5 protein-coding genes are annotated in these 7394 nt (G+C 43.5%); 4 read left to right on the top strand and 1 reads right to left on the bottom strand.

What is annotated here, in order from left to right; all coding sequences use genetic code 11:
• The 4 genes from VF500_RS06560 to VF500_RS06545 all read left to right on the top strand — a co-directional run.
• A partial coding sequence (locus tag VF500_RS06560; RefSeq protein WP_330858896.1) for a TROVE domain-containing protein occupies positions 1-1282 on the top strand: 1282 nt, incomplete at its 5' end.
• Between the two features lie 992 nt (positions 1283-2274).
• Positions 2275-3027 carry a nucleotidyltransferase domain-containing protein gene (locus tag VF500_RS06555; RefSeq protein WP_330858895.1) on the top strand — a complete coding sequence of 251 codons (753 nt, stop codon included), beginning with the start codon at positions 2275-2277 and terminating at the stop codon, positions 3025-3027.
• Positions 3027-4103, top strand: a complete 1077-nt coding sequence (locus VF500_RS06550; protein WP_330858894.1) for a DNA polymerase beta superfamily protein — start codon at positions 3027-3029, stop codon at positions 4101-4103. Before VF500_RS06555 ends, VF500_RS06550 begins: the two co-directional genes overlap by 1 nt.
• Before the next feature lie 75 nt (positions 4104-4178).
• Positions 4179-4862, top strand: a complete 684-nt coding sequence (locus tag VF500_RS06545) for a TIGR02117 family protein (RefSeq protein WP_330858893.1) — start codon at positions 4179-4181, stop codon at positions 4860-4862.
• A 65-nt stretch (positions 4863-4927) separates the two neighbouring features.
• Here the strand turns inward: VF500_RS06545 and VF500_RS06540 are convergent, their stop codons facing one another.
• A complete protein-coding gene (locus VF500_RS06540) occupies positions 4928-7216 on the bottom strand; it encodes a GH92 family glycosyl hydrolase (protein WP_330858892.1) in 2289 nt (762 codons plus the stop codon).
• Positions 7217-7394 lie beyond the last annotated feature (178 nt).

The following is a 7394-nucleotide window of genomic DNA, read 5'->3' as shown; positions in this document are numbered from 1 at the left end:
CGATCTGGTTGCCCGGGTTACCGACGGGGTTATCGGTCGCGCCGATGAGATCACCGAATTGCTGGCTTGCTACGAAACACTGACCCAGCGTAAGGGTACTAAAAAGCTCAACCGCTTATCAAAGCAAATGCAAAAAGGTTTATCACAAGCGTTTAACCGCTTTGATGAATACCAGTTTGCCAAATATAACCGAGATGGCGCTATTAAAATGCGCGATGCTTTGTTCCTGGTACACCCACGGGCTAAGGATGATTTGCAGCAGCTGATCTTTAACAAGATAGCCGCAAACGAACTGCAAACGCCTTACACATGGGAAACAGAGCTCTCGGCCCTTGGTCAGTTGAATTTTGACGGCGCCGAAGCTAAAGCAATTGCGTTCCGTGCCAAATGGGAAGAACTGATTAACAGCGGTAAGATAGGTTATATGGCCTTGCTGCGTAACCTGCGCAATATACAGGAAGCAGGTGTAAGCTATGCTCACTTTAAAAAAGTGTGCACAACCCTTGCCGATGGCGAACAGGTGGCCAAGGCTAAACAGTTCCCATTCCGTTACCTGGCTGCATACCGTGAACTTATAACGCCAACTTCTGCCATGCAAAACATTGCAAGAGCAGCTAAAGCGGCAATAACCGGTAACAAGGGCTACACCGGCGAACTGCTGGATGCTTTAGAAAAAGCAGTACAGGCAAGCGCTGCCAATATCAGGGGCTTTGACGAAAATACCCGGGTGTTACTGGCCTGCGACGTATCTGGTTCGATGCAGAAGCCCATATCGGCTAAATCAAAGGTGCTGCTGTACGATATCGGCCTGATGCTGGCTATGCTGCTGCAATCGCGCTGTAATAATGTGCAGGTGGGCATGTTTGGCGACCATTGGAAAACCATTACGGTGCCACGCGGTAACATTTTAGGTAACGTGCAGGAGTTTTACCGCCGCGAAGGCGAAGTAGGTTACTCTACCAATGGCTACCTGGTTATCCACGACTTGAGTACTCGCAGGATACAAATGGATAAGGTAATGTTATTTACTGATTGCCAGTTATGGAACAGCAATAACAGCACTAACCATATCCAGGAGCAATGGGTTTATTATAAAAAGCACGTTGCGCCAAACGCAAAACTGTACCTGTTTGATTTGGCTGGCTATGGCCAGGCACCATTGCAGCTGTTACAAAACGATGTACATTTAATTGCGGGCTGGAGCGATAAAGTTTTTGATGTGTTAGCAGCTATCGAAAACGGAAACTCGGCTTTGAGCATTATTAACAATATAGATTTATAACATGTGCGGGGAGGCTAACATCCCCGCATTTAAAAAATAAAGATGCCGTTTGCCTTGCGTTACTTCGCTCAAAATGAAAATTCACGCAGGCAGCTTATTGCTCTTTATAAAGAAGGTGTCGTTTATAAGTTTTACTTCGATTTCCAAAACTGAGGCGTCGGTTCGAGTCCGGCCCCGTAAGGGTAGTTAAGATGGTTAAAACGCAGAGTAAGCAAGCACTTATTGCCTATTACCCTTCTTTTTAAATATTAAAAGGAGATAATTAAATTAAAGAAAAAAGGAAGGTGTCGTAAATAAGTATTACTTCGTCAAGGATCCGTTGTCGGGCTTGTCTACGAGCGGAGGAAAAAGGGACTTATTGATTTTCACCCTTCCTTTAAAAAATTAACGGAAAATAAGGTGCCGTAAATATGCGCTACTTCGTGTCGCCGGTTCGAGCCCGGCTTCCAGAGTAATCTGGAGTAGCTCAGTTTGGGTAGAGCAGAAACAGCTTTGCTGCGCGCATATTGACCGTAGCCCTTATTTTTAAATGAACAGCAGGTTAAAGTGCCGTAAGCAAGTATTACTTCGTCTTTTTACCCCCAGGGTCGCCGGTAAAAATCCGGCCTTTAGCCATAAGCTAAGGTAGCTCAGGAGATTAAGTTAAGAGCATGGGATCGGAACACTTGCTATCAATTGCCTGTAACCTGTTGTTCATTAAATCTTTTAACCTAAACCTGTTGCAATCAGGAATAAAGATACCGTTAGCAAGCGTTACTTCGCCAGTCAAGCAAAGCGTTGCTGTTTATTGCTCTTTATTCCCTGATTTTTAAACCAATCCTCTTTGAGGAAAACAAAAAAGGTGCCGTAAACCGTGTGATACTTCGGTCAGAACGTTCCGGCTGTAACCGGGAAGACGTTGGTTCAAATCCAACCGTAATTAATTTTACAAGTAGTTTAGCAAATAGATTCACAGGTTGTTTTTAGCCCTTTTTATTTAATACTAATAACACATGAAACAAACTATACAACAAAAGCTCTTTGAACTGGAGCAGACCAAAAACATAAAAATACTTTACGCCTGCGAATCGGGAAGCCGGGCATGGGGTTTTGCCTCGCCCGATAGCGACTTCGATGTGCGTTTTATATACGCCCGCCCGATAAACTACTACCTCGGGATAACAGAAAGCCCTGATTTTATCGATCTGCCTATAAATGACATATTGGATATCCGCGGCTGGGATATACGCAAAGCGTTGAAGCTATTCCTTAAGTCGAACATATCTTTGTTCGAATGGGTACAATCACCCATAATATACAGAGAGGATAGCGATTTTGCTACTGAAATAAGAAGCATAATGCCCGAATATTTTTCGCTGAGGGCCTCAGCCAATCACTATTCGTCATTGGTTTTTAATACCTTATGTGATGATCTGCAAGGAAGCGAAGTTAAACTGAAACGCTATTTTTATGCGATAAGATCAATACTGGCCTGCCTATGGATAATTGAACGCCGAACAGTACCACCAATGGAGTTTAGTAAACTACGGGACCTGGTAAACGACAAGTATTTTCAGGATATCATAGATGGTTTACTTGTTCAAAAGCAAACTGCTGATGAAAAAACGCTGATAAAACCAGTACCGTTGCTACAGGAATGGCTGCAGGATACGCTCACGTATTGCAAAGAGCGGATACCATTGCTTCCATCCGAAAGAAGGCAACCAGATGAATTGAACCAATTGTTCAGAAAATATATACAGTAATGACCTTTAACCATCTGCAACAAAACCCGCAACTGCTCCTGCTTGATTGTATCAGCGGGAGCACTGCTTATAACCTAAACGTTAAAGGATCAGACACGGATAAAAAAGGCATCTTTATCATGCCCCAAAAACAACTGTACGGCTTTACCCAAACCGACCAGGTGGCTAACCGCACCAACGATGAGGTGTATTTTGAGATCAGGCGTTTTTTGGAATTGCTTACTAAAAACAACCCCAACATATTGGAATTGTTAAGTACGCCCGGGCAAGTTGTATTGTACCGCCATCCGCTGATGGATCTGATAAAACCGGAAGATTTCCTTTCAAAACTTTGCCTGGATACTTTTGCCGGTTACGCACATTCACAGATAAAGAAAGCCCGTGGCCTGAATAAAAAGATCAACAAACCGATGGATGAGGAACGCAAGTCGGTATTGGATTTTTGCTACGTGATCCACAATAACGGCAGCATACCACTAAAGGATTGGCTTAAGGACAATAATTTTACGCAGCAGCAGTGCGGCCTAGTAAGTTTGGATCATTTCAGGAATGTATGTCTGCTGTATCATCAACAGCAATTAGCTAACGGAGCTTTCAGGGGAATCATATCCGGCGCCGACGCCGATGATGTACAATTAAGTTCGGTACCCAAAGGGATAGCACATTTAGCCGTAATGAATTTTAATAAGGATGGTTATTCGGTATACTGCAAGGAGTACAAGGAATATCGCGAATGGGAAGATAAGCGAAATGAGGCCCGGTATCAAAGTACTTTATCACACGGTAAAAGCTATGATGCTAAAAACATGATGCACACTTTCCGCCTGCTTAATATGGCTGGAGAAATAGCACAACATGGACAAGTGATGGTAAACCGTCACGATAGGGATTTCCTACTGAAGATCCGCAATGGCGAGTTTGAATTTGACGAACTGATGAAAATGGTAGAGGATAAAATGGAACACATCAATGAACTATACAAAACCTCTCCCCTGCCCCACAGACCGGATATACAAAAAGCCGAGTACATTTTGCTACAAATAAGGGCCGAATTTTATGGCGACTTGACAGTATAAATCAAAGCAATAAGGTGGACTATACCACAGGGTCACCTTATTGTATTTCCTGTATTAATTAAGGTAACCTTAATTATGATAACCGTTAAAAAAATTGCAAAAGTAATTTTAAGGCTTGTGCTGGGCTTAGTGGCATTTGTGCTGCTCTATCTTCTCTCGGCTTTCCTGTTTTCCATCTGGACTGTTAAAAAAGAGGCAGAAACCTCAAACGATGTGGCCATTTACATCCTGACCAATGGAGATCATACCGATATTGTTGTCCCCGTAAAAAACGATATTGCCGATTGGAGCAAGGAGATCAGCTATGAAAACACTGTAAGCCGGGATACCACGGGCAAATATTTGGCCATAGGCTGGGGCGATAAAGGATTCTATCTTAGTACGCCTACTTGGGCCGACTTAAAATTCAGCACAGCTTTTAAAGCGGCATTTGCATTAAGTACATCCGCCATCCATGCTACATACTACCAAACCATGCCCGAAAGCAACGACTGTAAAAAAATAATGATCAGCAATAAGCAGTATAAACGGTTGGTTGCCTTTGTGGATAGCAGTTTTAGAAGAGATGCCAAGGGCAAGGTCATCAACATAAAAACAAATGCCAACTATGATAAAAATGATGCCTTTTACGAGGCCAAACGCAAGTACAATATATTTTACACCTGTAACACCTGGGCCAATAACGCCTTAAAAGCAAGCGGACAAACCGCCTGTGTCTGGACACCTTTTGACAGAGGGATCTTTTATCACTACAAATAAACAAAAAGGCCTTTCCGTACGGGAAAGGCCCTTGTGACTAATCTCTAACCACTAACCTCCAATCACTACCTGTGCCTTGAGCTCATATAAAAAGTGATCTCGCCGCCGCTCATGATCTCATCATGGCTAATGAAGAGCTTGTCAAGTGGCTTGCCGTTCAATACCATTTTTTGTACATAAACGTTTTTCGCGCTTTGATTTTTTACGTTGATGGTGAATGTTTTGCCATTATCTAAATTGATAACCGCATGGTCGACAGCCGGGCTGCCGGTTGAGTATTGGTCAGAACCTGGTGCTACCGGGTAAAAGCCAAGCGATGTAAATATATACCAGGCACTCATTTGGCCGGTATCGTCATTACCGCCTAAACCATCAGGGGTTGGCTTGTACATCATCGGTAAGATCATGCGTACACGCTCTTGTGTTTTCCATGGTTTATCTGTCCAGTTGTACAGGTAGGCTACGTGGTGCGATGGCTCATTGCCATGTACATAATTACCTATGATCCCGTCGCGGGTGATATCCTCGGTTTCTGCGAAATATTTATCTGGCAGGTTCATGGTGAACAACGAATCCAAATAGCGCACAAAACGTTTGTCGCCGCCCATTAACTTGATCAGGCTTTCGGGATCCTGTGGAGCGAAAAGGGTATAGTTCCAGCTGTTTCCTTCAATAAAACCTTCATTGATGGTGCTCAGTGGGTCAAATTTTGTCCTGAACGAGCCGTTAGCCAGTTTAGGGCGCATAAACCCAACTGCAGGGTCATAAACGTTTTTATAGTTTTCAGAGCGTTTAATAAACTCTTCGTAAATATCGTTCCTGTTCAATTTTTTGGCAAGTTGAGCAATAGCCCAATCGTCAAAGGCATACTCAAGGGTTGAGGACACCGATACACCGCTTTTTTCATCGGGGATGAAACCTTTGTCCATGTACTCACCAATACCCTCATAATCGCGGTGGCGGGCGGTAGCAACACAGGCATCAAGCGCTTTATTGGCATCAAAATTTACGTTGCCTTTTATCACAGCATCAGCTATTACGGCAACGCTGTGGTAACCGCTCATACACCAATTTTCGTTACCTGAGTTTGACCATACCGGCAGCATATGCTCCGGGCTTTGATCAAAATGGGCCAGCATCGATTGGATCATATCTGCATTGCGTTTCGGCTCGATGATATTGAACAGCGGGTGCAATGCCCTATAAGTATCCCAAAGTGGAAATGTAGTGTAATTGGTAAATCCATCAGCCTTGTGCACATTCTGGTCGAGGCCTTTGTATTGACCGTCAGCATCCATGTACAACGTAGGATTGATCATGGTATGGTACATGGAAGTATAGAAATTCAGCTTGGTTTCCTTGCTTCCGGCGATCTCAATTTTATGCAATTCCTTTTCCCAAAGCTGCTGGCCATCATTCTTGATCTTATTAAAATCCCAGCCCGGTGCTTCAGTGCGCATATTGTTCAGTGCGCCATCCATACTTACAGGAGATAAAGCAAACTTGATCTTGATCTTCTCTCCTTCTTCGGTTTTAAAGTCGAAATAGGTACGGATCTGCCTACCGGCAATTTCAGGGAAGTTTTTGGTTTGGTTGAATTTACCCCAGAAACCACCATACACCTCACGTTTGTCATATTTCTTGTAACCATGCTGATAGAATGGTTTTGAAAAACTCACAGCAAAATACAGCGTACGTGTACGTGCCCAGCCGTTGGTTTGACGATAGCCAACAACGGTTGAATCATTTACTACTTTAACGTAAGTCCATACGTTTTTATCAGGATAATTGTAGATCCCCGCCATCAGGTCAAGGATGATGTGTGATTGATCCGACTTAGGGAAAGTATACTGGTGAAAACCCACCCTTGCAGTGGTGGTTAGCTCGGCAGTGATGTTATTGTCATCGAGCTTTACCTTGTAGTAGTTTGCAGCACTCACCTCATTTTGGTGTGAAAATGCCGAACGATAACCGCTGCCTGGTTTATCTGCTATACCAGGGTTAAGCTTCAACGCACCAACTGTTGGCATGATCAGGAAATCACCCAGATCTGAGTGACCGGTACCACTGAAGTGGGTATGACTGAAGCCTACTATCGTTTTATCATCGTACTGGTATCCCGCACAGTATTTGTATACATCAGGATTGTAATGACCGTCTTTTTCGTAGCTGGCGGTATCTGTTTCGGGGCTTAATTGCACCATGCCGAACGGCACTGTTGCACCCGGATAGGTATGCCCCATGCGTTGCGTACCTATAATGGGGTTAACATAATCAACCAGCTTTTCTGTTTTGGTTTGAGCCTGGCTATAAACGGCCGAACCTATTAATAATGCTGTAAGTAATCTTTTCATTTGTACTTTTAAGTATATCATTGGCTCCTCGTATCCGAGGAAATTCTCTATCGCCACAATGGGCTCTCCCGCTCGTTTTACATTACAGCCTTTAATTTTGTGACAAGGCAACTAATTTATATAAAACAGCGCGCTAAATATGGTTTACAAAATATTTGTTACAGGTATATAAGTAAAT

The organism is Mucilaginibacter sp. (assembly GCF_036383575.1).
Lineage (GTDB): Bacteria > Bacteroidota > Bacteroidia > Sphingobacteriales > Sphingobacteriaceae > Mucilaginibacter.
Note: the sequence above shows the minus strand (reverse complement) of the source record. Positions and strands in the feature narration are given on the sequence as shown.

Excerpts from the sequence above, each read along its gene's own strand:
- VF500_RS06555 (WP_330858895.1), top strand. The coding sequence starts at position 2,275 with ATGAAACAAACTATACAACAAAAGCTCTTTGAACTGGAGCAGACCAAA.
- VF500_RS06550 (WP_330858894.1), top strand. The coding sequence starts at position 3,027 with ATGACCTTTAACCATCTGCAACAAAACCCGCAACTGCTCCTGCTTGAT.
- VF500_RS06545 (WP_330858893.1), top strand. The coding sequence starts at position 4,179 with ATGATAACCGTTAAAAAAATTGCAAAAGTAATTTTAAGGCTTGTGCTG.
- VF500_RS06540 (WP_330858892.1), bottom strand. The coding sequence starts at position 7,216 with ATGAAAAGATTACTTACAGCATTATTAATAGGTTCGGCCGTTTATAGC.